Raw genomic sequence first — 24,426 nt, forward strand, 5'->3', positions numbered from 1 at the left:
TAATTGTCCACTTTTCTTGACAAATTCAGAACAGTAACCTTGTTAAATGTTTAATCTTATCTATTATAAAACTTTTTATTATTTATGCCATATTTTTAATATTATTAATTAATTGATAATTAATAGGATTATTAAAATTATTATCTTCGTGCACACATTTTCCAACGTGAATATCATTAATACCATTTTTTAATAAAACATTAATATTTTCTAAATTAACTCCACCACCAGCAAGAATTTTTATTGGTAAATTTAATTTCTTTAATTCTTTAAATTTATTAATATTATTTACAATATTATCTTGACCACCAGAAGTTAAAACTGTAGTAACACCTAATTTTACTAACTGTTCTAAAGCTTGTTTTTTATTAAAAATTTCATCAAAAGCACCATGAAAAGTTATTTTTAAAGGCTTTGCTAATTTAATAATTTCACTCATTCTTTCAACATCAATATTATTATCTTTAGTTAAAATACCACAAACAATACCTGATGCATGAGTTGTTTTAATAAATTCAATATCTCTTTTAAAGATTTTAAAATCATTATCAGTAATATTAAAACCATTATTATTATTATTTCTAACCATAACCATTACTGGTTTCAATGAAATTTTACATGCTTCAGCAATCAATTCATAATTTGGAGTATAACCACCAAATTCCATAGCAGTACAAAGCTCAACTTGATTAGCTAAAGAATTATTAATTTTTTCTATATCTTTTAAAGATGTAGCTATTACTTCTAAAAACATAAAATATCTCTCCCCATCTTATTTTTTTGATAAATAAGTTTTCAATAAACTAACTTTATCTAATTTCTCTCAAGGTAATTGTAAATCATTTCTACCAAAATGACCATAAGTTGATAATTGTTGATAATTTTGTTTAAATAACTCTAATTTATCAATCATAGCACTAGCAGAACAATCAAAGACTTGATAAATTATTTCTGTTAATTTTGCCTCTGTTAAACCGGAAATAATAGTTTGATGAGTATTAACAAATATTGCAATTGGTTCAGGAGTTCCAATTGCATAAGCTAATTGTACTTCACAAATCTTTGCTAAGTTAGCAGCAACAATATTTTTAGCAATATACCTAGCATAATAAGCACCCGTTCTATCAACTTTAGTGGGATCTTTTCCTGAAAAAGCTCCCCCACCATGACAAGCAGCTCCACCATAAGTATCAACCATTAATTTTCTTCCTGTTAAACCAGTATCACCAGCAGGTCCACCAATTACAAATTTACCAGTTGGATTAATTAAATATTTAAAATCAATATTTAAATGATATTTATTAGCAATATATTGCATAATTTCTTTATGAATAAATGTTTTAAATTGTTTTTCATCATAATTTGCTTGATGTTGAATGCTCATTAAAATAGTATGTATTTTTAAATTTTTAGGGTCTTCTTGATCAATAGTAACTTGCGCTTTCATATCAAGAAGTGCATACTTAAATTTTTTTTCCTTTCGTAATTTTGTAGCTCGTTTAATTAATTCATGTGCTAAAATAATTGCTAATGGCATATATTCTGATGTTTGTTGACATGCATAACCAAACATTATTCCTTGATCACCAGCACCAATTTGATGATTTTTTAATTCAACACCTTGTAAAATATCAGGTGATTGTTCATGAATTAACACTTTAATTTCACAAGTAAAACCATTAAATCCAATTTCATCATTTATATAACCAATTTCAGTAATAACTTTTCGCGCAATTGCTTGATAATCAACTTGAGCATGACTATGAACTTCACCACCAATTAAAACAAAATTTATAGTAATAAAAACCTCACATGCTACTTTGGCATGTGGATCTTGTTTTAAAAAAGCATCTAAAATTGCATCAGCAATTTGATCGCAAATCTTATCAGGATGACCAGGAGCAACAGACTCACTAGTAAAAAGAGGATGGGTAATATTAGGTATTAATTTCATATTTTTTAACCTTTCTCAAGTAAAATTTTTTTTGTAATTCATGGCATAATTTCATTATCAAATATATCTTTAATATTAGGTTCATTAATTAAAGCATGTTTACCATCAAAAATAAAAACATAACTATGATGTTTCTTCCAATATTTTTTATTAATTTTAAGTTGATGAAAATCACTAAATACATCATCAGCACTTTGCAAGATTAACGTTGGAAGTTTTGAATTACTAATTTCCATTATACTTTTTTTATTAATTTTTTTAAATTGTAGTAAAAAACGTAATGATCAATTTTGACGATTACTATATCTTTGATTTATATTAGTAATATGAGCATTATTACTAGAAATATCTTGATTTTCAACATAGATTGGCATTTGAATATTAGAATTAAAAATAAAAGCAAAACAAAAACAAATAATAAAACTTAATGAAAATTGATAAAGATTTTTTTTAGTTACTAAATTACTAGTAATTAATGCTGATACTTGTGAATTATTTTTAACAACATGACTGGCAATAGCTGCGCCTAATGATTCACCAAAAACAATAATTTTTTGATTAGGATATTTAGATTTTACTGCACTTATTATATCTTTTAAATCATTAATATCAGTACCTAATGATTTAAATTTTCAATCTTGTCCATTTTTACCATTACCTCTTCGATCATAAGTAATTAAAGATAGTTGTGATTTTTTACAAAAAGAACTTAATAATTTAAAATCATCTTTTTGACCTTGCAAGCCATGAGCACCAATAATAATGACTGTACTTTTATCAACCATTTGCTTAAATAATTTTACTTCATAACCATCACGTAAAATAATTACCTTTTCTCGTATTTCAGCAGCTTGTTGTACATGAACATTATCTTTAATTTTTGCCATTAATAAAATTCTTAAAATTATTAAAATAATTAATATACTAATCCCAATTAAAATCGAATATAAACCATTTTTATCAGTAAAAAAATTAGCATTGTTTCATATCATGTTAAAGTTAGTCCCTTCCTATATTTGTAATTATTCGTAAATTTTAAAATTAGGTGCTTGTGGATGAATAAAAATACGTTCAATTTTTTGTGCTTTATTTGTCTCATCATTAATAGTTAATAAAACAGCTGAAAATTGACCTTCACCATCAGCTGGACTAAATTTTGCCGGCATACTTTTTTTATCACGAATAATAACTTCTTCAGCTTTAGCACCAATAATAGAATAAAACGGACCTGTCATTCCAACATCGCTAATAAAAGCAGTACCTTTTGGTAATAAACGATTATCTGCTGTTTGAACATGAGTATGAGTCCCTACCACACAAGTAACTTGACCATCAAAATTTCAAGCAAAAGATAACTTTTCCGCTGTTGCTTCAGCATGAAAATCAATAATATGAATGTCACTTTTTTCTTCACTATTTTGTTTATCAATCGTAATAAGTTGTTCAAGAGCAAAATAAGGATTATCAGATTTATCCATGAAAGTACGACCAATTAAGTTTGTTACACGTACTTTTTTATTACCAACTTTAACTAAAATTGTACCATTACCTGGATGATAAGGATTATAATTTAAAGGACGCAATAAATCGGGAGTTGTATTAATATACTTAGCAACATCAGGATGACCAAAAATATGATTACCGGTAGTAATAATATGAATACCAGCATTTTTTAATTCATCATAGTGTTTTTTACATAATGATTTACCATGAGTAGTATTTTCACCATTCGCAACTACTAAATCAATCTTAAATTGATTTTCATATTCCTTTTTTATTTTAGGAATTCAATATTTAACCATTTGTCTACCAACAATACTGTAAATATCACCAATTATTAAAATTTTCATTAATTTCCACCTGCTTTATTCTATTTTATCAATTTCTTGTAAAACTTTAATAAAATTATACTTTTCCGTATATTTTTCATATATTACTTGTCGTTTTTTATATTTTTCATAAAGATGCAACTTACTTTCATATTTATTTAATAAAATAATAACTTTTTGTAGACTATCATGAACAGCCGTTCGTGATACTTTTTGTAAATCAGCGATTTCTTGTAAAGATAAATTCTCAATAAAGTAATTTGTAAAATATTGTTTTTGTTTTGCTGTTAATAATGTATTATAAAAAGCAAATAAAGTATAATATAAAACTTGTTTTTCTAAACTATTCATTTTCATACTCCACAAACAAATCACTTGTTAAACTAAAAATATACTTATCTAAATCAAACTCTTCCAAGTCATTAATACCTTCACCAAAACCCATTAATTTAACAGGAATATCTAATTCTTCCTTAATAGCAAGAATAATGCCACCTTTAGCAGTGCCATCCATTTTTGTTAAAATAATGCCAGTCAAAGAAACAATTTTCATAAATTCTTGCGCTTGATTAATACCATTTTGTCCAGTTGTAGCATCAATTACTAACAATGTTTCATTAGCTTCATGTCCTAATTTCTGAGTAATAATTTTATTAATCTTTTTTAACTCCTGCATCAAATTAACTTTATTTTCTAATCTCCCTGCTGTATCAACAATAATAACATCACAACCTTCAGATTTAGCTGCTTCAATTCCAGCATAAACAACACTAGCTGGATCTTGCTTTGGTGTTCCTAAATAACAAGGAATACCAATTCTTTCTGCTCAAATTTGCAATTGTTCAACTGCACCAGCACGAAAAGTATCAGCAGCAACTAGAATTGGTTTTTTACCTTGTGTTTTTAATTTAGCTGCTAATTTAGCTGCTGATGTTGTCTTACCATTACCATTAACACCAACAACTAAAAATAACGAAATATTATTACTACTAAAATTTAATCTTGTAGAAACCAACTGACCATCAGTATAAATAACAAACATTTTATCAATAATAATATCATTAATATCTTTTGGTTTTGTTAATTTTTGAATTTTAGCTTCATGACGAATTTCATCAGTAATAGTTTCTGCCATTTTGTATCCAACATCTGCTAAAATTAATACTTCAGTTAATTCTTCAAAATATTGTTCATCAAGTTGATGATAACGCGCTGCTAATGCTTTAATTTTAGATGCAAATAATGTTCTTGACTTTTTAAGGCCCTGATCATATTTAGTTGTCTTTTGACCAAATAATTTTGTCTTTAAATTTTTAAAAAATGCCATATTTTCACCTACATTGTTTATTATACCAATAAATAACTAGTTATTTATGACATTAATACTTTAATTTTATTAAAATATTAATAGTACGATTTAAAAGTTTTATTTAATAAGTAATTTATTATATTTTAATTTAATAATAAATCCAAAAAATATCAATCATTTTTTCTTGATTTTAGCTAAAAATAAAAGATTGCTTTTGCAATCTTTTAACTTGTTTTATTAAATACATGATGAATTTGATGGGTTATATCCATTTGTTGAAGGTTGATTTTCTAAATCCATTGCATTTATTTTTTTAGTTTTATTAAAACTTAATCGCTTTATTTTTTCTTCAAATACATGTTTCTCATTATTAGCAATTTCTTTTTCTAAAAATAAATTTTTAAGTTGATCAGTCTTAATTAAAATATCCTTATTTATATCTTTGTTCTTATTAACACAACCAAAAGTAAAAATAATAATAATATAATTTAATACTGAATTTGCTTTTTTCTGTTCAAAATGTGCAATATCTCTTTCAATATTGATAATTTCTCTTTCAATATTAGTAATTCTTTTAGTTATATTTAATAAGATTTGTTGATTTTGTTTTATTCTTAATTTTTGCATTTTTTTTAAAAAAAATTTAGAAACTTTCTTATCTTTTGAAAAATCTTTGGCAAAAGATAAACTATCATTACCCATTTTATCTTTCTCAATAAATTTAGCAACTTTATTAATTAATTAATTAATAAATTTTAAATCAGCATTACCCATTATACCATAATGTAAAGGAGTATTATCGCTATTATTTTTGGCATTTATATTAGCACCATATTTAATTAATAGATCTGCAGTTTCTAAAAAATTATGAAAACATGCATAATGTAAAGGAGTATTACCAGAATTATCTTTTTCATTTATATTTAAATTATTTATTTTCTTACTAATAAAATAAATAACTACCTTATTATTACCATTTTGTAAAAAGTAAATAAAAAGTTTTTGATCAAAAACTTTTCTTAAGTTTTCATCCGTTAATATTCTTTTTGCTTCATTCAATTCTTGCATTTTAAGTTTTGATTGAGGATTATTATTTTTATCTGGGTGAGTTTTTAGAGCAGTCTGTTTGAATTTTTTTTTAATTTCTGCTACTGATGCTGTTGGTAATACATTTAATATATCATAATAATTAGAAATTAATGATTCATCTTTCAAATTTCTTTTTTTCTCCTTTCAAAATAAAAACCCATTTACTTTAAAATAAAGTAATGAGTTAAAAACTATATTTAGTTTTCAAATAAAGTATACATATTTGACTATTAATTTGGTAAATTTAAATATTTAAATTTACCAAACATTCTTTAGTAAACTTTATTTTATTCATCAGATTTTAATAATTCAATTAAATTCATTTTATTTAATTCATGATTATTGATAATAAATGTTGATATATATATACCACCAATTATGGTAAAACTTACTGGTAATATTCATCATGTTATTGTAAATGGTAAAGCCACACCAACAAAACTAGTAAGAATAGAAATTAAACCATAAATAGCAAGGAAACCTAGAGCAAATCCTACAATATAACCAAGTAATGCTCAAGGTGTAAAAATACCTAAAGTAAAAGAATTAATTTCTCAATTAGTATATCCTTCTGCTTTCATATGAGCCATAAAACGACGAAATTGATCGGTAAATAAATCAGTAATCATAATAACAATTAATATTGAACAAATAATCGTTGTCACAATAAATAAAGCACTAGCACTGAAAGCAATATCTGACATTTTAGTAAGCATTGCTTGTTGTCTTGATAATAAATAATTTTTTTTGACCATTGGTATATTTTGATTACCACTTAAACTAGTGGTTGCATAAATAGTATAATCATCTAAATTTGATTTAAAACTCATTCTTCCAATTAAATCAAAAACATTAGCATTAGCACTTAACTTACCATTAAATCATTGAAATACATCCGTTCCTGAATAATAAGGATTATCATCAATATAACTATAACCCATAATTTCATTAGCTCATTTTTGATCAACATAGGCTTTAGGAGTATCATAAGAATCTTGAACTCCCACAACTTGATATGTATGAAGTGGATTATCATTACCCGTAATATTTTTTCATCATGTTGGCATGTTATTTTTAATATCTGCTTGTAAACTATCAGCATTAATATTATTTTCTTTAGTTAAAATATTATTATTAACCATTCCCATAAATCATTCTGCTGGGCGGTTTAATAAAATACTTAATGGATCTTTAGGATCAAATCCATTATATGGCTTTACCAAATCATATGAAAAAAGTCTAATTCATTCACCTGTTGAATCGGAAATACGTGATAAATCAAAATCAATTGTTTTAGCATTATCAGCTGTTGGAATTTTACCACTTTTAGCACTATCACTAATATCAGAAGGCAATTTTAATCAAATATCATTAACATTATTTCAAGTACTAGGTTCATTATTTATAATTGGTTGTCCTTTTTCATCATACATACCATTATACCTAGTGCCGTGGATATCACTATATTCTTTACTATTATCAGATAATTTTATTTTTTGATCACCACGATAATTTCATTTTGTTCCACTTTTTGATCAAATGCCACCATTTGTAGTATAAGAATCTGTTGGTGGTGTTTCACCGTAATATCAATTTTCTTTTGGTAAAGGAATACTTTTACCATCAATATTTTTATAACATAGAGTATTAACTTGTGGTACACCACTAAATTGTGAACCAACATCTAATCCAAATTTAGATTGAAAAGCACGATTGATAACCATTGGAATAGCATTAGCATTAGCATTATATTTTAAAGCTTTAACTTCATCATTTTTTAATACCAACATCGCAGTATTGGGATTAATACCAATAACATCCATTAGTTCTTTTTTAGCAATTTTTGTACTTTCATCAACACCAACTTTAAACTGTGTTACTAATTCTTCATCTGGTCCATTAATATCACCATTATTAGTAGTTTTTGGATTAAAAGCAATAGTATTATGACCAATACTAAAATAATCATAAGGATCTTCTTTAATATTAGGTCTTGGCAAACTATCAATACTCTGACGAACAAAGCCTGGTAATACTTGCTTTAAAATTTCTTTAATTGCCTCTGAACCAGGTGGCACTCCAGGATTGTGAACTTGCAAAATATTAGGTAATTGGCCACTTGCAAAATTAACAATATTATATGAAAATATTTTTGATGGTGTATTATCTTCTTTACTTAAATCAGTTATTAACTGATTACTAAAGGCTTTGCCACCTAATCAACTATATGATCAAACTAAATCATTAAGATCTAATGTCCCTGTTGATTGTTCTTGATAATAAGAGGACATTTTTTTTATAAACTCTGCTCTTTCAGATTCAGGAAAAGATGAATCAAAAGTAAAAATATCAGCAAAATTATTAGTTAATTTTTCTTTTTTAAACAATAATGGATTATATCATCCAACACGTGCCTTTTTCTCATCATAAACAATTTTATCTTCAGGTCAAGGCATAGCACCATAAGTTGGATAATATTTCTCACCGCTTGGTCGATTAAAAAAATCTCATGAATATAATCCATATTTACTCATTGGCATATTCGGCATTGGTGTTTGATACTCATAATAATTTTTATATTTTTGAGTTTTGAAATAATTAACTTTTAAACTATTAATAGTGGCAGGAACTAGTGTTGTTGCTACAATTGAAAGTGAAGCTAAAGTAATAACTCCCGAAGTAACTAAAATTTTTTTTCAACTAGTTTTTGATAATGATAATAAAAAACGAAGACGAAAATTATTTTGTAAAAACTTGCTAGCTCTACTTTTAGGAACACCTAAAGCTAAATCACTATCTTTTTTAATTAAAAATAAAGGATCACGTTTTAAAAGACGAAAGGCAGTTAATAAAGTAACAATTGTAATAAAACCAATAATTAAAACAATTGAAATAAATAATGGAACAACATCAAAGTTAAAAACATTATATGGTAAAACAAATAAAGTATTAAAAATCTCAGTTAAATATACCTGAATTACAAGACCAACAATTCAGCCAATTGGAATTGCAATTAATAGTGTTAATAATGGATATGCCAAATAAGAAATCGTAATTTGTCATGTTTTATAACCTATTGATTTTAAAATACCCATTGAAACTTGTCCATGTTGGATTGCTTTTTTAACAATTAAAGTAGTAATAAAAATAACAACCGTTAGTAAAAATAATACTCCTGCTATTGCTGCAAATAAAAATCCAATTATTGCTGAATTAAATATCTTTTCTTTACTATTATAAAGCGAAAACTGACTATTACTACTTGTAACTACAGGATTTGGATTAATAAGATATGTAGAAGAAGATTGTGGTGTTGGAACTGTATTACCATATTTCTCAACTAAATACTTATTATAATCATATTGATTTAAATCACTAACACCATTATCACTAAATATTGTTTTTTGAAAAAAATCATTAAATAAATCAACATCAAATTCATGAATACTATTTTTAGGAACATTATTTCATTTTGTAAAATACATTAAAGTATTATCAGTTTTATCTGCTGTCTTATATCAATTTCCATCATTTCATGCTGAAGGTGTAACATAAGCAATAAATTCAGTTCTTGTATTGGGAATTGGATCTAAGTCACTAATCGTTGGATAAATATCATAAGCATCACCACCAATACCACTAACAATAAAGTCAGTACCATTAATATTAATATGATCGCCTGGTTTATACGCTTTATTACTTTTATTTTTTCTTGCATATTGTGGCGTAATAACTATTTCATTTTTACTTGTTGGTGCAACACCTTCAAATACTTTTAGATTAGTATGATTTAAAGCATTAGGTAAACCAATATCAATAATTTTAGTATTAATTTGAGTATTATTAATTACTCCAGCACTGGCAGTAAATTGATTACGAACATATAAATCACGCATTTGTAATGCTGCAACCGCACGAATTAAATATGAAGAAAAAGCGTCTCTTTCAGTGCCATCACTAATCATATTATAGTTAAAAGGTGAATGATAACCAATAGAAGTATTAGTAAAATTAGTATAAATGTTACTATCTGATTCTGTTGCAGAAAAATTACGATAAATTCTCATTCATTGACCATTCATACCATACTCATTATCTAATCTTGGATCAATTTCAGTTTCCTTAACTACTTTAATAAAAAGTTCATTTCTTTCTGTTTGATCTTGTAAATTAACACTATCAGGAATAGTAGCATCATTAGAAGAAGATCTAAAATTTATTTTATTTTCTAAAATTCAAGTGGTAACTTTATCATTATCAGTCTCCTTTAATATCGGTTCTGTTGAATGTTTTGTAATCCATTCCTTAATAAAAGTATTAATAGATTGAAGAATATTGGGTGCTGTTTTTTTTAAAAAAACATCACGATATAAATCATCTGCTGCTGTTTTAAAATGGTTTTTTAAATTCTCATTAGCAGCATTTTTTGACTTTAATAATAATTGACCATAGATGCTTGCTTTAACATTATTATTATTCAAATTAAAAATTAAAGGATTATCTGGGGTTGTTCATCTTATATCATTAAACCCAGTAATATTACCTGTATTATCACGAGTATAATCAATAGTTAAGTTATCTTTAGTGATTGGTAGGATTTCTTGATCTGTGCCTATTTTTGTATCATCAAAATAAAGCGCTTTAGTACTTTTACTATCAGTTCCATTTTGAACATAAAATCGACCTAACTTTAAACTAAAAGCTTGATTAGCAATTTGTTTAATACCTTGCGACACTGGTGAATAAGGTAAAACAGCATCAAACTTAAGATCATTTAATCCTAATTGATTGCTTCTTTCAATCATTCTAACGTACGAAATTCAACTTCCAGTAACCAACGAAGTTGCAAAAGCAGTAAGTAATAATAAAATAACTAATTGTAATTTACTTTTTCATGTAGCAACTAAAGTCTGCTTTAATAGTAACGCATTCTTAAATAAACTTTTTTTTGCTTTCTTATTAGTAGACACCATTTTTTTATCATTCGCTTTTTCGCGTTTATTTAACCTTGCCATTACAGTTCTCCCTAATTCCTGAAATTAAAATTTTGCATAAATTTTGCATTTAATTTTAATTATTAACTTCACATATGGATTAATAATATCACACTTATACAAAATTAATATATAGGATAATTTTAAAATAAATAATAGATAGTTTTTATAATAGACTTCTTGCAAAACTATGATATTAATCACATTTTTTAAGTTTAAAAATTTATTTTAATAACACTTTTAATATTTTTTAAAAATTATTGTTCAAAATATGTTTTATTTTTTGTCATTAAAATACAACAAAAATTATTATTTCAAATAAAAAAATAAAATATTAAATTATCAAATATATTTAAATTAATAATTGTAAATTATAAATTGAAGCTATTAAATTAAATCTTAATGCAAATTTTTTTCTTCTATTTCGATATTTTTCACTAATAATTTTAAATTTTTTAAGAATCGCAAAAACATGTTCAATAACAACTCTCATTTTTGAAATAGCCTTATTATTTTTCTTTTCTTCTTTAGTTAAAGGGTTTTTCTTTGATTTTCGTTTAGGTAATAAGACATTTTTATGTATGTTTTGGACATATTCCGTAATTAAATTTAATTAATTGTCAATAAAATTGTTTTAAAACTATTTAGTGTTATTGAATATAGAAATAAATATTTTTTGAAAAAATAGTTTAAAAAATGAGTTTACATTTTAAACAAAAAATTGTTAATAATATTTTTATATTAACTCGATAAAAATTTAAATTTTAAAAAAATATTTTTAATATTTTTTTTTATTTTAATGGTTTTATTTTATTAAAAATTTCACAAAGTAAGTTAAATCTTAAGTACATAAGTCTAAATTTAGATTTTCTACATTTATTTACTAAAATTTTGAATCTTTTCAATCAAGCAAAGACATGTTCAACTTTAATTCTAATTTTAGATACAATCTTATTGTATTTTCTTTCTTGTTTAGTTAATTTTTTATTTTTAGTTCTTTTAATTGGTATTATTGTATTTTTATAAATATTTTGTATACCTTGATATCCTAAATCACCAATAATTATTGTTTTTTCTGAAAATTCAAGATTTGAATTTTTTAATATTTGAAAATCATGCACTTTACCATTATCAGCAAAAATATCAACAATTTTTTTATTAAAAAAATCATATACAATTTGAAATTTTATAGAATACATTCAACTTTTACCAGAAAAATATTCTAACTGTAGTTTTTTTTAGTTGGTCTTTCAATTTCAATCTCAGTTGAATCAATTAAATAAAATTGAAATTCATTTGAATTTTCTTGTTTTTTATCAATTTTTAATTTATATCTTTCTTTTAAAAATTGGTAATCTTTGTGGTTACTAAGTTTATTTTCTACTCAAGTAATATTTCGAAAACAACTTGATGGGCTCATTTTAGATTTAATACTCATTTGAAAAAAAGTATAATATTCTTTTCAGTATAATAAAGTCATCATTAATCTTTCTTCTACTGAAAGTTTATTTTTTCGACCTTTATTTTTTTCTAATTTTTCTATTTCAATTAATTTTTCTAACATTTCATTAAAATGAAAACGTTTTATACCAAAATATCTATAAAATTCTTCATTTTTTAATTTTTTTAAATTTTCAAAAATCATTTTTATCAACACTTTTCTAAATTTATTGTTAATAACAAAATTATAAAATAAATTTTAAAATTATTAATTGACTTTTAAAAAATTTAATTACGGAATATGTCTTTTGTATACCTTGATATCCTAAATCTACTAAAATAGTTGTTTCTGATAAAAATTTCGTTTTTGAATTTTTTAAAATTTTAAAATCATGATTTTTACCATAAGAAAAATAAGAACTTATAATTTTTTTACTATCTTTTTCAATTATGACTTGAGTTTTTATTGTATGTTTTTTCTTTTTTCCTGAATAATATTGTTTTTGACTTTTTTTGGGCGTTGAATAGTACTTTCAGTCACATCAATGATAACTGTTTTATCTTTAAAATTATTATTTAACAGTGATTTTTGCCCATCAAGTTGTTGAAAATCAGGATGTTTTATTAAAATATTTTCTATTCACTTGATATTCCTATAGCAACTACTTTCACTAATTCCATAACTTTTAGCAATATGAAAATAAGTTCGATACTCTCTTCAATATTCTAAAGTCATTAATAAACGATTTTCTAATGATAATTTATTAGGTGTACCACCATTTTTAAACTTTTTTACTTCTTCTGTCTTTAAAATTTTTAGAATTTTATTAAAAATAATATCATTTATACCAGTTAATCTTAATAATTCTGGATTGTTAATAGTTTTTAATTTATCAAACATCATAGATTACCTATCTTTTTTATTTTTAATTTTATTTTAAAAATTAAATTTTTAATAGATAGGTTTTGCAAGAAGTCTAATGTTTAATTTTTCTCTGTTTGATATATTACCATATTTAAATGGTTTATTTAAATAAATTTTAAAATTAAAATAACTAATGATACAATTTGTAAGAAATGAATTTAATTATTTTCAGAGTTAAATGTATTAAATTTTAGTAAAATAAAATTGACAAAAATAACACTTTATTTAAGGAGAACTGCTATGAAAAAAGTATTTACCAAGTTAGGAATTATCTTAATAGCAAGTGCCACTATTTTACCTCTATCAGCTTGTACCTTTAATTTTTATGTTAACCGTGTAACTAATAGTATCGCTAAAAGTTTTGCTGACCAAACTTCTGCTTTAATTAAAAGTATGGTTATGTCAAAAGAGTTAGGTGCTGATACTAGTAGTACTAATGATGATATTATGGGAAAAATTAAAAATAATAGTATTAATAATTTAACTAAAAATACTAGTTTAGATAATTGAGGTGATTTACAAACACGTTGAGGGGAAAATCGAAAAATTGATGTAAATAATTTTGATCCTGATATTTTTTTTAAAGCTTCTGGAACAGGTGAATTAACTAAAACCATCAATAGTAAAAAACAAGTTAATGATATTTTTTCATCACTTGATTATATTAGAACTATATCAATTATGGCTAACCCACAATTAGAAAATATAGTTGTAGGTGCTGGTATGGACCCCATTTCTAGTTTTTTAAAATCATTACAAGGTGACTTAAGCACTTTACCAGCTGGATTACAATTAGTTGCCAATTTAATTAATAACTATGGTTCTAATTTTTTAAATCCGCTAACTAGAATATTTGGTAATTTAGTCAATGGCAGTTGATCTGATCAACAAACTTCGACACCCACTGATGAAGAAACATTAACTAAGTTTATGAATAATTGAAAAGATGATAGTGGTCAACCTTATAGCGCTTGAAATGATGATGGAGAATGAAAAATAAGTCCAAGTTTTGGTCAATTTCCTGGTCATAAAGTTGAAAATTGAAAATCAAAACAAGATTATGATTTATATCATGGTGGCACTTTAATTAATTACTTGTTTTGAAAAATGAGTGAAGACAATAAAATTTTTGGTAAAGATGGTAAAACTCCAAGGTATTTAGGTAATATTCTTTCAGAATATATAACTGTTAATTGTATAAATCCACCGGATGTTCAAATTGATGATAAAGGATTTTTTGCTGATATTGAAAAATACTTTCCCTATCTTTTAACTAACCCACTTTATATCTTAACAATTATTGAAGCAATTATTCCGGTTATTAAAAAATGAATATTAGATATGCCCGATATTACTGAAGGTGTTAAAAATTTAACAATTGGTAATGGTTATTCATCAAAGCCAAGTGCTGGTAGCTATAATTTACTTGATATTATCAATACTATAAAATCTTTAATTAGCCAACCAGAAAAATTAAAACAAATACTTCTAACCGTATTTGGTAAAACTACAGCAGAAACTCGTGGTTTCGATACATTTCTTTATGATGTTAAACTTAATTTAAAAGTTAAAATTGGTCTTTTACCTATATCAGCAAATTTAACCTTAGGCGGGCTTATTGGTGATAGTGCATATGATCCTAGTCCATTAATTGATACCATTATCAAAGCAATTAATACAGATAGTGTTAAAAACATTATTACTAGTATTACTGATCTAATTACCAAAATTTCAGAACAATATCCAGGTAATGAAGGTATTAATATTGATTTACAAGATTTAGAGAATTTTTTATTTAATAATACTACTGGTCTCTTAATAATTTTTAAAAATGATACTATTGTTACTCTAAAAAACATAATTAATAAAAGTGATGTAACAGCAACCGATGTCGAAGAATTATATAAATCATTAAGTGGACACATTAATAAAGATGATCCAGAATATCCAACTTTTACTCAAGGTTCAATACTGGATATTTTACAAAAAACTATGCTTGAACCACACAGTCAACTAAATAATATCTTAAATTTATTACTTGGTACTACTGATGAAAGTCATAAATTAGGAATTAAAAATATTATTACTACTAATAATAATCAATGAATTAAAGATAACTATGAAGTTTATTTTGATGCTGATAACACAACCGGCATTAATAAAAAAATAGGTAATACTTCTAATATTACTATGACTAAAACTACCATCAATAATATTGAAACAATTAATTTAAAATATGATTTTACATATAAAATTAAAAACACTACATATCATTTTATTATCACTGCTATTGATATTGAAAATTTAATTGATTTTCAAGGTATACGTACTTTTAAATTTAAAAGTATTACTTTAGTAAAATAAAAAACTAATTTTAATAATATTATTTACTAGATATTTAATAAAAAATTATAGTTATCATAATAATAATTATTTTTAACTATAAAATATATGACTATATACTATACAATTTTAATTTTAATGCTATACTTAATTAAGTGCTTATTAATCTCATTATATCAGATATTATTATCAGATTTATCAATTAGGCGCCAGAAAGAAGAGGCATTGTTAATGGAAAACAATCAAACAATCGAAGCATTATTAGAAGAAATTAAAGTTTTAAAAGAAACAGTAATTACTATTAATGCAACTTTAACAACACTTGTAAAAATCACAGAAGAACGTGAAAAACGTTTTGCTGAACGTGGAGCAAGAACACAAGGGGATAGAAATTCTTCTGATCGTGGAAACTTTAGACCACGTTCTGACCGTGGTGATTCTAGTTGAGGAAACAGTGGTGGATTTAGCAGACGAGACCGTGACGACCGTAATCGTAAAGGATAATTTAAATATTAAAAATAACTATTTTAATTTCACTAATTTGTTAATTTTTCAAAATCTAAAACACCATCAACTCAACTATTATTAAAATTAGTATCATGAGTTGTCAATAATACAGTGCCTTCAAATTCTTGCAATGCTTTTAATAAAGACTCTTTAGCTAAAACATCAATATGATTAGTTGGTTCATCTAAAATTAATAAGTTGTAAGGTTTTAATGCCAATGCTGCTAATCTAACCTTAGTTTGTTCACCACCAGAAAGTAAGTTCATTGGTTTCATTACTAAATTACTACGCAAGCCAAAACTTGCTAAAATTCTTCTAATCTCAACATCATTTAATTTAATATCTAACTCTTTTAAATAATTAAATGGAGTAGTACTAGTCATTACTTCAGTCTGATGAAAATATGCTACTTGCATTCGATCATCTAAATTAATATTTCCAGCAAGTGCTGGAATATTACCGGCTAATGTTTGCAAGAAAGTAGTTTTACCAATTCCATTATACCCTTTAACAACTCACTTACTACCAGTCTTAATAACAAAAGTAAGTGGCTTAATTAATGGTTTATGATAACCTATTTCAAGGTTTTTAGCTTGCACAGCAATTGAACTCGTTGTTTTATAATACTTAAAATAAAACTTTGGAGGAGACTGCATTTGCTGTTTTTCTAAAACATTAATTTTAGATAATTGTTTTCTTCTTGATTCAGCACTTTTAGCAGTTGAAGCACGTGCTGCATTTTTACTAATATAAGTTTTTAATTTTTCAATTAATTTCTTTTGATTTGAATATGCTGATTCATATTGACGATGATGTAAACTTTTTTGTTCTAAAAAACTTTCAAAATTACCAACATAACGAGTAATCATATAATTATCAATATCAAAAATAATATTACATGTTGTATTAATAAAATTACGATCATGTGACACCAATAAAAATGCACTAGGGTAATTTTGTAAAAACTTAGCTAATCAATTAATTTGTTCAATATCCAAAAAATTAGTTGGTTCATCAAGTAATAAAAAATCATCTTCATTTAATAATAATTTTGCTAATAACACTTTTGCTCTTTGACCACCACTTAAACTACCTAAAGTTTGTTCTAAAAGCTGTAAATTAATACCCAATCCATCAACTAAAAGACCAATTTTTTTACTAATAGTATCAAATCCTTGGTGTGTCAATTCATCTTGAATTTTCATTGCTTTCGTTAATAACTCTTCATTATAATTATTAGCCATTTCTGCATATAAGTTTTCCATTTGTTGTTCACGTTCAAAAAGTTTTTGATAACTTTCACGCAAATATTGTAAAACTGTTAATTCTAAATTAACCTCTTGATGTTGATCCAAATAGCCAATTTTAATTTTAGGATGAATATTTAAATTAATATGATCTGCAGATACTGTTCCATTAATAATATTTAATAATGTTGTTTTACCAACACCATTCATACCAATTAATGCCACATGTTCACCTTTATTAATTTGTAAAGTGGCGTTTTTATACAAAACTTTTCCACCATTAGCATGTGTTAAATTCTCAATTGTGACAATACTCATCTTATACCTCATTAATATTTTTTTAATTACTTAGTAATAATAACATGAATATTAGCCATAAAATAAGAGAAAAGAGAAAATAGTATTAATTTTATAGATTAAAATTTTATTATTATCAACAAAATTGTTAACTTATTAATTATGTTGAAATAAACATTTTACTTTATTTCAAGTATTAGCTGAAATTGGAATATTATTAATACTCTTTGCATCAAATTTGAACGTATTTCAAATGTGGATATAATTTAATTTTCTTTAAATAAAAGATAAAATAAATTATTAATTATTATAAATATTATAACCCTAAATAGGGTTAATGTCAAGTCTTAATATAGATTTTATTAAATTTTATAAAATAAAAATTCCTAACTATTTAGGTTTAGATTTATTAAATTTTATAAATTTAAACAAACACTTTTAATTTATTAATTCTTGCTTGTTTTAATTTTAATAAATTAAAAAATGCTTCTTTTGAATAAATTTTTGCATTATTATTAGATATTGATTTTATTAAATGATAAACATCACTTTCAGCACTACAACCAATATTTCAAATAGCATTTTGATTTTCAATACCTTTTTTATTATTTTCTTTTGTTCTTTTACCTTTTCCTACAATAAATACTTGTTTTAATTTTTGTAATGGATGTCATTTATCTACAGCATAATCAATTTTTAAATAATTAGCAGTAGATTTAAGATAAGTTGCACCATCACCAGTTAATTTTAAATTTTCATTAGTATAACCAATAAAAATATTATCTAAATTAGTTATTATAGATTTAGCAAATTCTTTTTTAGTAATTCTTTGACCTTTTCTAGTTGAAATAACAAAAATATATTTATTTTCTAAAACATGTCTATTATCAGTAGATTTATTTAAATCAAAACCAGTACTAATACTTACTGTTCTATGCCTAAATTTTATTTTTTTCTTATTATCAATTAAATTATTATAAGATTCATCTGATTGAATATAAATATAATCAGTTGGTAATATTTTTATTTTTTCTTGTGGTAATTCTTGAACAAATATAATAGTTTTCTTTACTCTTCTACAAATAGTTGATAAAGATATATCTATTTTTAAATTATGTTTAATTATAGGATATGTAATATTATTTAAATCTGCATTTAATATTATTAATTTATTAACTCAATTTGTATAATTTTTATATTTATCAATATCAATATATGTTCTTGTTGGAGTTATAATTTCATTTGTTAATTTATTTTTATATGTTCTTAATGGTAAATAAGATATTCCAAATTCACTTTTTATTAAATGTTTTCTACGTTTTATTACTTTATATTTACTTCTATCATATTGATTTAAAAATCAATCATTATCATATTTTAATATTTTATTATCATAATCTAATAACATTTGTTTTTCATGATTTATTTTATGTTGATAGTTATCAAGTTTTTCAGATAGTAATACTCATTGATTAAAATCTCATCCTAATGAATTTGATATTAATGAAGAAGATAATAACATACAAAGTAATATAATTATTAATATTTGTGAACCAAGAAAAATAGAAAATAATGATTAGAAACCTATAATAAATATAGGTTTTTTTCTTTATTTTAAAGGATAAAAATGATATAATTAATATTAAGGAAACAGTAGCCATTCTGTGAGTTTAGGAGTTAAATATGGAAAACTTTAACTGAGATAAAAATAAAAATTATACTAATGAAGAATTAGAAAATTTATTAGAACAACACCGAAATTTTGTTTATAAAAATACTAAAACTGAATTAGAACCAAAAATAAATGAATATGAAACAAAATTAAAAGAATATGAAAATAAAGTTAATGAATATCAAGAAAAAGAATTATTTAATGGTTTTAATGATAAACAATTAAAAATAGTTAAATCATTAATTAATACTGAATATAAAGAACTTGATAAACATTCTGCTTTAAATAAAATAAAAGAAGATTATGCAGAAATATTTAATAATAATTTACATAATAAAGAAATTAAAAAACAAGAAATTATTAAAAATGAAGAATCTAAACAAGAGTTTTTTAATCCAAAAACACTTTTTGAATTAGATAATAATATTACATCTAAAAATGAAGAATTATTAAAAAATACAGAAGTTGTTGGTGCAAAAACTAAACAAGAAATGATTAAATTTTTAGAATTTTTATTTAGTAAATAATTAAATATTTCTCAAAAGGAGAGATATTATGGCTATTCCACAAGTTCCAACTGGTTTAATTACTGGTGGTAATAATGGAAATAAAGCAATGTTAACTGCTATGGAAGCACAAGTAAAAGGTATACTTTATAATGATGAAAGTATGATGTTTTTAAAAGCAAGTGCAGTTGCAGAACAAATAAGTGAAATACCTGGAGCAGTAGAAGCATATTATCGTATTGCTGAACGTTTACGTTGAGGTTCAAAATATGATGTTGAAGTTGGAACAAATAAACAATGAACAACATTAAGAACAACTAGTGTTATTTTAGACCAAATATTAGTTATTGATTGAAGAACTGAAGATTTTGATATGAATAGATTTATGTCAAGTCCAATTCCATTAAAAGCAAATATGTTATCAATATGAGCAGAAAGTGCATTAAGAAATTATTTATTTATTCAAGAATGTATTTTTTTACAAGGTATTAAAGATTATTGTATTGCTAAATCACAAGTAATTCCTATTAATATGTTAGAAATGACAGAAGATACAGCAAAATCAGCATTTTATCAAATTGGTGATAAAATGAATGAATTATTAGGAAATATAACTGAAACTGAAATTGGTACAAATGTAAGTGATTTTATTGGTGCATTAGGATTTACTCCAATGTTACAATTAACAAAAGCATATTTAAGATTAAATTATGGTCAAATTGCTGCTGATACTGTAGCAAGTGGTCAATTATATAAACAATCAGTATTTGGTATGTATTTATATAAACATATGTTTTTAAATAAAGATATGGTTAAAGATACTAAAACTGGTTTACATTTAGAAAAAACATTTGATTTAAAAAAAGTATTAGGAGTTTTTGTACATAAAAATGCATTTGCACAACCTAATAGTTTTCAAAAAATAGTAAATTTAATTGATAATAATACATTAAATCAAAAAACATTAGGTAAAGCACTTTATGGTATAACAACAGCAATTCGTGGTTGATTATCATTTATTATTATGGAAAAAATGCCAACTGTTGATGAAATTAAAGAAGCACAAAAACATTGTTGAACTAATTGAATTAAATTAACTCCAGAAAAAAGAGAAAAAGCACCAGTAACATTTAAAATTGCTGATTTTGATGATTTTAGAATTAGTTTAAATGATTTAATTTATTTTAAAAATTTAGGAAAAATTAAAATGGCTGGTGATACACCAACTAATGATGAATTAGAAACTGCAATAATAAATGCTGGTAATAATGGTTATGAAAAAGGTAAAGCAACATTTAGTAATATTACATCAATAAGTGCTACTATGACTGGTAATGATAAAGATTATATTGAAGAAATAGAATTAAAATTTTCTAAAAAATAATTATGGAATATATTTATAAATATTTTAATGAAAAAGCACATATTACTATTTATTCACCAAAACCAGAAGATTTAACTACTAGTAATGATATTAGAGCAATTTTATTAGATGAATATCCTAAATTAAGAAATGATTATTTTATTGTTAGTGATGTACATGATAGTTATGCTATATGTGTAGGAGATAATATACATTGTGAAGGTAAAGTAATAATTAAAATAGAAAAACAAACTAATGTAAAAGGAGTTAATGAAAATGCCAAATGACACCATTGTACAATCAAATAATTATACTTTATTAAAAATAATTCGTTCTTCAATTAGTCCATTATCAGCAATGATTGGTACAAGCGCTTATTATGGTCAACTTATAGGAAATCCAGTATTAGGTTCAATTAATAGTTTATTATTTGGTAAAAAATTAGGTTTAGATATATGAAGTTTAAATCAAATGCCAAGTACAAAAACTAAATTAATTAATAGTTCTAAAAAAATAGCATTAGGATTAGGAACAATTGGTTTAGTTAATTATGCTAAATTTACTAATATAAATATTAATCCTAATCCAACTCCTAATCCATTTCCAAGTACAACACCAGTTAATCCTTTTCCAGATGATTTATTATTTAGTAATAATAGCACTGATAATCATTTAATGGATTGAGATACATATATTAGTTTAAATGCTTATGGTATATCAAATCTTATTAGTGGATTAACTGAGTTAATACCTAATAAATTTGAAGCAATAAGAAAAATTTGTAATATGGCAACTGGTGGATGTTTGATTAGTAGTGGTGTAGCAATGGGTATTAATAACGATTTTAATAATGCTTATGCAGTACCTACCATAATTGCTGGTGCTTCTAAAATTATTCATAATTTACTACCTATGGAAACTACAAATCATATTGAAGAAATGCAAGAAACACCATTTAATAATGAAACTGCAAGATTAATTAATGATAATAGATTTTCAATTAATAGTGAGACAACTAGTCAATATGGTAGTGATAATATGAGCGAAGTACAATTAAATCAGGATAATGCTTCATTAAATTGAGATTATAATCACATGAGTTTATAATGAATCCTTTAATTATTGAATGAATATATAATGCTTTAGTAAGTAATGATATTAAATTAGCATTAATAAATGCTTTAAAAACTTATTATAAAAATCAATCATTAAAAGCAGTATTTGATAGTGAAAATATTAGTGAAAAAGAAATACATCAACCATATAGTGTTTTTAATCCAAATATACTTAAAAAATTAACAAGTATATTAAAACCAAGTGAATTATCTATATTACAAAATGAAATTAATAAATTTAAAAATCCAATAAATAGTTTTAAAAATTCTATTATACCAACAGAAATTAGAACTGTTAAAAATTATGTAAATAAATTTGATAATTTATTTAAAGAAAATGAAGAAGAAATACCAAATAATGCATGAGAAGTATTATCAAGTTCATGATTTAAAAAAGGTAGATTTATTGTTGATAATAAAAATTTAAAAATTGGAACTTTAACAACATTATTTCAAAGTGATAATGATAAAAGACAAATATGATATGGTCCATATACTTATCCAACATTTCCACAAGAAATATGAATATTAATGACACAAGCAAAAGGTAAAAATGGTTCTGGTGCTGGAACAATATTTTGAAAATTTTGAAATAGAAAATGATTACCAAGTCAATTAAGAAAATATGTTAAAAGTGAATTAGCTAAAAAAGGTAAATATTATGGTTCACAAGATACTAGTGTAATTTATCCAAATAATATTAATGTTCAAAAAACTATGCATTTTATTAATAGATTAGAAAAAGGTTTTTTTAAATTAAAAGAATATAAAACTTTATCTAAAAATGAAATTGGAAGTACACAATGAAGATATGAAAGAAAACAATTATTAAAAAATTCTTTACATACAAGAAAATATATAAAAATTAAACAAAATTCTAATTTTTATAAAACATGAAAGTAGGTGGTAATTATTATTGAATTAGATAAACCAATTAAACTAATTGGTATATGAAATACTATTAATCGATTAAGTAAAGATAATAAAGAATATAAAAGATTAAATAAGATTTGATTTAATAAAAATAGTACTCATATAGATAAAATTAAAATTTTAATATCAAATATTTTAAAAATAACTAGTCATAGTCTTGGTATGTTTATAACATTATTTTTTACAATAACACCTTGATTAATACCTAAAATACCAATATCAATGGGAATAGGTAATTATACTCATCCAATAACTAATTTAATTATTGATAATCAAACTAATCAATATAATTTTACTTGACCTGACCATTTAATATTAACCTTATTTCCTATGTTTGGTCATATTGGATTAAATCTTATAACTAAATTAGGTAATTATGGAAAATTAATTAAATATTTATTAATAGCTATTCCAATAATAATTACAAGTCCTTATTTAATATATCAATATAAAGAAATTAAAAAACATAAAAAAGAATGTCTTTTATGTAAACAACATTCAAATAAAATACAATTGGAGGAATAAAAAATGAATTTATCTACAACAGTAATATCAGCAGTATTAAGTGGAGCAGTTGCTAGTGGAGTAATTGTTACTATTGTTTTATTATTTTTATCAAAATTTATTAAAAAATCAAAACAATCTAATTTAGCAAAAGAATTAAAAAATAATAAAGAATTAGAATTTATTAAAGCAAATATTAAACAAATAAATTCTCAATTACAATTAGAAACTACATCAACTGCTAAATTACTTGATAGTTTTAATGTAGAACAAGAACAAATAGATAATTTTGTAATAGCACAAAAATCTAAAAAGAAAGAATTATCTGAAAAAGATAAGAAAAAAGTAACTAAATTTAAAATTTAAAGGGTTTAAATACCCTTTATTTTACATTAAGGA

General features: G+C 23.8%; 24 protein-coding genes and 1 pseudogene. 9 read left to right on the forward strand and 16 right to left on the reverse strand.

What is annotated here, in order from left to right:
• Positions 1–82: 82 nt before the first annotated feature.
• The 14 genes and pseudogenes from AACL24_RS11485 to AACL24_RS11545 all read right to left on the reverse strand — a co-directional run bounded on the left by AACL24_RS11485 (position 83) and on the right by AACL24_RS11545 (position 13,519).
• Complete coding sequence (locus AACL24_RS11485) at positions 83–754, reverse strand: copper homeostasis protein CutC (RefSeq protein WP_339046830.1); 672 nt, start codon at positions 752–754, stop codon at positions 83–85.
• A gap of 18 nt (positions 755–772) precedes the next feature.
• Positions 773–1,948 (reverse strand): methionine adenosyltransferase, encoded by a 1,176-nt coding sequence (gene metK, locus AACL24_RS11490; RefSeq protein WP_422398097.1) that lies wholly within the window; start codon positions 1,946–1,948, stop codon positions 773–775.
• An 11-nt stretch (positions 1,949–1,959) separates the two neighbouring features.
• Complete coding sequence (locus AACL24_RS11495; protein ID WP_339046832.1) at positions 1,960–2,946, reverse strand: alpha/beta fold hydrolase; 987 nt, start codon at positions 2,944–2,946, stop codon at positions 1,960–1,962.
• A 30-nt stretch (positions 2,947–2,976) separates the two neighbouring features.
• On the reverse strand, positions 2,977–3,804 hold the full coding sequence (locus AACL24_RS11500; RefSeq protein ID WP_339046833.1) for a TIGR00282 family metallophosphoesterase: 828 nt from the start codon (positions 3,802–3,804) through the stop codon (positions 2,977–2,979).
• Positions 3,805–3,819: 15 nt separating this feature from the next.
• Positions 3,820–4,134: a YlxM family DNA-binding protein gene (gene ylxM, locus AACL24_RS11505; RefSeq protein ID WP_339046834.1), complete on the reverse strand. Its 315-nt coding sequence runs from the start codon at positions 4,132–4,134 to the stop codon at positions 3,820–3,822.
• Positions 4,127–5,110 carry a signal recognition particle-docking protein FtsY gene (gene ftsY / locus AACL24_RS11510; RefSeq protein ID WP_339046835.1) on the reverse strand — a complete coding sequence of 328 codons (984 nt, stop codon included), beginning with the start codon at positions 5,108–5,110 and terminating at the stop codon, positions 4,127–4,129. Before ftsY ends, ylxM begins: the two co-directional genes overlap by 8 nt.
• Positions 5,111–5,329: 219 nt before the next feature.
• Entirely contained in the window at positions 5,330–5,794 is a 465-nt protein-coding gene (locus tag AACL24_RS11515; RefSeq protein WP_339046836.1) for a hypothetical protein, read from the reverse strand.
• Between the two features lie 39 nt (positions 5,795–5,833).
• Positions 5,834–6,307 carry an ankyrin repeat domain-containing protein gene (locus AACL24_RS11520; RefSeq protein WP_339046837.1) on the reverse strand — a complete coding sequence of 158 codons (474 nt, stop codon included), beginning with the start codon at positions 6,305–6,307 and terminating at the stop codon, positions 5,834–5,836.
• A gap of 161 nt (positions 6,308–6,468) precedes the next feature.
• Positions 6,469–11,196, reverse strand: a complete 4,728-nt coding sequence (locus tag AACL24_RS11525; protein ID WP_339046838.1) for an ABC transporter permease — start codon at positions 11,194–11,196, stop codon at positions 6,469–6,471.
• Between the two features lie 331 nt (positions 11,197–11,527).
• A pseudogene (locus tag AACL24_RS11530) lies at positions 11,528–11,767 on the reverse strand (transposase family protein); the annotation flags it as partial.
• Positions 11,768–11,966: 199 nt separating this feature from the next.
• Entirely contained in the window at positions 11,967–12,374 is a 408-nt protein-coding gene (locus AACL24_RS11535; RefSeq protein ID WP_339045908.1) for a transposase family protein, read from the reverse strand.
• A 23-nt stretch (positions 12,375–12,397) separates the two neighbouring features.
• A complete protein-coding gene (locus AACL24_RS11540) occupies positions 12,398–12,820 on the reverse strand; it encodes a transposase family protein (protein ID WP_339045912.1) in 423 nt (140 codons plus the stop codon).
• Between the two features lie 40 nt (positions 12,821–12,860).
• On the reverse strand, positions 12,861–13,082 hold the full coding sequence (locus AACL24_RS15610; RefSeq protein ID WP_422398098.1) for a hypothetical protein: 222 nt from the start codon (positions 13,080–13,082) through the stop codon (positions 12,861–12,863).
• Entirely contained in the window at positions 13,079–13,519 is a 441-nt protein-coding gene (locus tag AACL24_RS11545; RefSeq protein ID WP_339046839.1) for a transposase family protein, read from the reverse strand. Before AACL24_RS11545 ends, AACL24_RS15610 begins: the two co-directional genes overlap by 4 nt.
• Positions 13,520–13,780: 261 nt before the next feature.
• On the opposite strand from AACL24_RS11545, the gene AACL24_RS11550 reads away from it, so the two are divergent.
• On the forward strand, positions 13,781–15,904 hold the full coding sequence (locus AACL24_RS11550) for a hypothetical protein (RefSeq protein ID WP_339046840.1): 2,124 nt from the start codon (positions 13,781–13,783) through the stop codon (positions 15,902–15,904).
• A gap of 210 nt (positions 15,905–16,114) precedes the next feature.
• On the forward strand, positions 16,115–16,387 hold the full coding sequence (locus AACL24_RS11555; protein ID WP_338987746.1) for a hypothetical protein: 273 nt from the start codon (positions 16,115–16,117) through the stop codon (positions 16,385–16,387).
• 32 nt (positions 16,388–16,419) lie between these two features.
• Here AACL24_RS11555 and AACL24_RS11560 read toward each other — a convergent pair whose 3' ends face one another.
• Positions 16,420–17,955 (reverse strand): ABC-F family ATP-binding cassette domain-containing protein, encoded by a 1,536-nt coding sequence (locus AACL24_RS11560; protein WP_339046841.1) that lies wholly within the window; start codon positions 17,953–17,955, stop codon positions 16,420–16,422.
• A 403-nt stretch (positions 17,956–18,358) separates the two neighbouring features.
• Positions 18,359–19,456, reverse strand: a complete 1,098-nt coding sequence (locus AACL24_RS11565; protein WP_339046842.1) for a hypothetical protein — start codon at positions 19,454–19,456, stop codon at positions 18,359–18,361.
• A gap of 161 nt (positions 19,457–19,617) precedes the next feature.
• Between AACL24_RS11565 and AACL24_RS11570 the strand changes: the two genes are divergently transcribed.
• Genes AACL24_RS11570 through AACL24_RS11600 form a run of 7 tightly spaced genes read left to right on the forward strand, consistent with a single transcriptional unit; the run spans position 19,618 to position 24,393 of the window.
• Positions 19,618–20,133: a hypothetical protein gene (locus tag AACL24_RS11570; protein WP_339046843.1), complete on the forward strand. Its 516-nt coding sequence runs from the start codon at positions 19,618–19,620 to the stop codon at positions 20,131–20,133.
• Positions 20,134–20,161: 28 nt separating this feature from the next.
• On the forward strand, positions 20,162–21,496 hold the full coding sequence (locus AACL24_RS11575; RefSeq protein ID WP_339046844.1) for a hypothetical protein: 1,335 nt from the start codon (positions 20,162–20,164) through the stop codon (positions 21,494–21,496).
• A gap of 2 nt (positions 21,497–21,498) precedes the next feature.
• Entirely contained in the window at positions 21,499–21,783 is a 285-nt protein-coding gene (locus AACL24_RS11580; protein WP_339046845.1) for a hypothetical protein, read from the forward strand.
• On the forward strand, positions 21,752–22,582 hold the full coding sequence (locus tag AACL24_RS11585) for a hypothetical protein (RefSeq protein ID WP_339046846.1): 831 nt from the start codon (positions 21,752–21,754) through the stop codon (positions 22,580–22,582). The genes AACL24_RS11580 and AACL24_RS11585 overlap by 32 nt, the downstream gene beginning before the upstream one ends.
• Entirely contained in the window at positions 22,582–23,493 is a 912-nt protein-coding gene (locus AACL24_RS11590) for a hypothetical protein (protein ID WP_339046847.1), read from the forward strand. Before AACL24_RS11585 ends, AACL24_RS11590 begins: the two co-directional genes overlap by 1 nt.
• Positions 23,494–24,048, forward strand: coding sequence for a hypothetical protein (locus AACL24_RS11595; protein ID WP_339046848.1), 555 nt, complete (start codon positions 23,494–23,496; stop codon positions 24,046–24,048). It abuts the gene before it with no gap.
• A gap of 3 nt (positions 24,049–24,051) precedes the next feature.
• Positions 24,052–24,393, forward strand: coding sequence for a hypothetical protein (locus AACL24_RS11600; protein WP_174480417.1), 342 nt, complete (start codon positions 24,052–24,054; stop codon positions 24,391–24,393).
• Positions 24,394–24,426: the final 33 nt, after the last annotated feature.

The organism is Spiroplasma endosymbiont of Colias croceus (genome assembly GCF_964020095.1).
In the GTDB taxonomy this organism is placed as follows: domain Bacteria; phylum Bacillota_I; class Bacilli_A; order Mycoplasmatales; family VBWQ01; genus Spiroplasma_E.